Genomic DNA, 3,243 nt, shown 5'->3' on the forward strand with positions numbered 1-3,243 from the left:
TGACGGTTTGATCGCCTTTGTAGACGTCATTCGGTGCCACGGCGGTGACCGTGCCGCTGGATTGGTTCACACCGATGGTGATGGTTTTGCCGTTGTCCAGGGTGACAGTCAGCGGGTTAGTGATGTTAGTCACCAGCGCACCGTTTTTATCCACAAGGCTGGCGGTGTAAACAATGTTGCCGCCTTCGCCGACGGTGGTGGTAGCGGTCAGAACCACATCGACCTTGTCGATGGTGTCGTTGATCGCGGTAGTTGCGCCGTTGCCAGCAACTTCCAATTTCTCAAAGTTGCCGCCCGTTGCGTCTGTGATCTTGACCGTCTGCGTGCTCTTGTCGATGAACACGTCATCGCTTGGCGCAGGGACGGTGACGGTGCCGACGGTATCGCCAGCCTTGATGATAATCGACGAACCGTTGTCCAGCTTCAGCGTAACGTCGCTGCCTGCTTTGTTGGAGAGCGTGGCCGTGTAAGTGATCTGGCCACCTTCGTTGACGGCAGTTGGCGCGGTCAGCGTGACCGTAGTGGTATCAGCAGTACCTGGGGTATCGGTAACAGTGGTGTTAACCGCTGTGGTACCTGGCACCAGGTTTTCAAAGTGCTCGCCACCGGTGACGGTTTTGATGGCGGTCGTGACGGTTTGATCGCCTTTATAGACGTCATCTGGTGCCACAGTGGTGACTGTGCCGCTGGACTGGTTCACACCGATGGTGATGGTTTTGCCGTTATCCAGGGTGACGGTCAGCGGGTTGGTGATGTTGGTCACCAGCGCTCCGTTTTTATCCACAAGGCTGGCGGTGTAAACGATGTTGCCGCCTTCGCCGACGGTGGTGGTAGCGGTCAGTACAACGTCGACTTTGTCGATGGTGTCGTTGATCGCTGTAGTTGCACTGTTTTGCGCAACTACCAGCTTCTCGAAGTTGCCGCCGGAAGCGTCGGTGATTTTGACGATCTGGGTGCTCTTGTCGATGAACACGTCATCGCTTGGCGCAGGGACGGTCACAGTGCCGACGGTATCGCCGGCCTTGATGGTGATGTTCGAACCGTTATCGAGTTTCAGCGTAACGTCGCTGCCCGCCTTATTGGAGAGCGTGGCCGTGTACGTGATCTGGCCACCTTCGTTGACTGCGCTCGGCGCGGTCAGGGTAACAGTGGTGGTGTTATCAGTACCTGGGGTGTCAGTCACTGTTGTTGTGACTTTATCGGTACCTGGAACGAGATTTTCGAAGTGCTCGCCACCGGTCACACCTTTGATAGCGGTCGTGACGGTTTGATCGCCTTTGTACACATCATCCGGCGCAACAACCGAAACGCTGCCGCTCGATTGGTTCACACCGATGGTGATGGTTTTGCCGTTGTCCAGGGTGACGGTCAACGGGTTGGTGATGTTGGTCACCAGTGCGCCGTTTTTATCCACAAGGCTTGCGGTGTAGACGATATTGCCGCCTTCGCCGACGGTAGTGGTAGCGCTCAGAACCACATCCACCTTGTCGATGGTGTCGTTGACCGCTGTCGTGGCACTGTTTTGCGCAACTACCAGCTTCTCGAAGTTGCCGCCGGAAGCGTCCGTGATTTTGACGATCTGGGTGCTCTTGTCGATGAACACGTCATCGGCAGGCGCAGGGACGGTGACGGTGCCGACAGTTTCACCAGCTTTGATAGTGATGTTTGAGCCGTTATCCAACTTCAGCGTGACGTCACTGCCTGCTTTATTTGAGAGCGTGGCGGTGTAAGTGATCTGGCCACCTTCGTTGACTGCGCTCGGCGCGGTCAGCGTAACAGTGGTGGTGTTGTCGGTACCCGGTGTATCGGTAACGGTGGTATTAACCGGCGTGGTGCCTGGAACGAGATTTTCGAAGTGCTCGCCACCAGTGACAGTCTTGATAGCAGTGGTGACGGTTTGGTCGCCTTTATAGACGTCATCTGGTGCAACAACCGAAACGCTGCCGCTGGACTGGTTCACCCCGATGGTGATGGTTTTGCCGTTATCCAGGGTGACAGTCAGCGGATTAGTGATGTTAGTCACCAGCGCGCCGTTTTTATCCACAAGACTGGCGGTGTAAACGATATTGCCGCCTTCGCCGACGGTGGTGGTAGCGCTCAGAACTACATCGACTTTGTCGATGGTGTCGTTGATCGCTGTCGTGGCACTGTTTTGCGCAACTACCAGCTGCTCGAAGTTGCCGCCGGAAGCGTCGGTGATTTTGACGATTTGCGTGCTCTTGTCGATGAACACGTCATCGCTTGGCGCAGGGACGGTCACAGTGCCGACCGTATCGCCGGCCTTGATGGTGATCGACGAGCCGTTGTCCAGTTTCAGCGTGACGTCGCTGCCCGCTTTGTTAGAGAGCGTAGCGGTGTAAGTGATCTGGCCACCTTCGTTGACGGCGGTTGGCGCGGTCAGGGTAACAGTGGTGGTGTTATCAGTACCTGGGGTGTCAGTCACTGTTGTTGTGACTTTATCGGTACCTGGGACGAGGTTTTCGAAGTGCTCGCCACCAGTGACAGTCTTGATAGCAGTGGTGACGGTCTGATCGCCTTTGTACACATCATCCGGCGCAACAACCGAAACGCTGCCGCTCAATTGGTTCACACCGATGGTGATGGTTTTGCCGTTGTCCAGGGTGACAGTCAGCGGGTTGGTGATGTTGGTCACCGGCACGCCGTTTTTATCCACAAGGCTGGCGGTGTAGACGATGTTGCCGCCTTCGCCGACGGTGGTGGTAGCGGTCAGAACCACGTCGACTTTGTCGATGGTGTCGTTGATCGCAGTGGTTGCGCCGTTGCCGGCAACTTCCAACTTCTCAAAGTTGCCGCCCGTTGCGTCGGTAATCTTGACCGTCTGAGTGCTCTTATCGATGAACACATCATCGGTAGGCGCAGGCACAGTCACAGTGCCGACGGTTTCACCGGCTTTAATGGTGATCGACGAGCCATTATCAAGTTTCAGAGTGACGTCAGTACCGGCCTTGTTGCTCAAGGTCGCGGTGTAGGTGATCTGGCCACCTTCGTTGACGGCAGTTGGCGCGGTCAGCGTGACGGTAGTGGTATCAGCAGTGCCTGGGGTATCGGTAACAGTGGTGTTAACCGCTGTGGTACCTGGCACCAGGTTTTCAAAGTGCTCGCCACCGGTGACAGTCTTGATTGCAGTGGTGACGGTTTGATCGCCTTTGTAGACGTCATTCGGTGCCACGGCGGTGACCGTGCCGCTGGATTGGTTCACACCGATGGTGATGGTTTTGCCGT

The 3,243-nt window shown here is 56.1% G+C and carries 1 protein-coding gene; it reads right to left on the reverse strand.

The annotated features are described in order from the left end of the window. A partial coding sequence (locus BFP93_RS05880) for an immunoglobulin-like domain-containing protein (protein ID WP_370737773.1) occupies positions 1-3,243 on the reverse strand: 3,243 nt, incomplete at both ends.

Source organism: Pseudomonas sp. 44 R 15 (assembly GCF_900004965.1).
Taxonomy (GTDB): Bacteria; Pseudomonadota; Gammaproteobacteria; order Pseudomonadales; family Pseudomonadaceae; genus Aquipseudomonas; species Aquipseudomonas orientalis_A.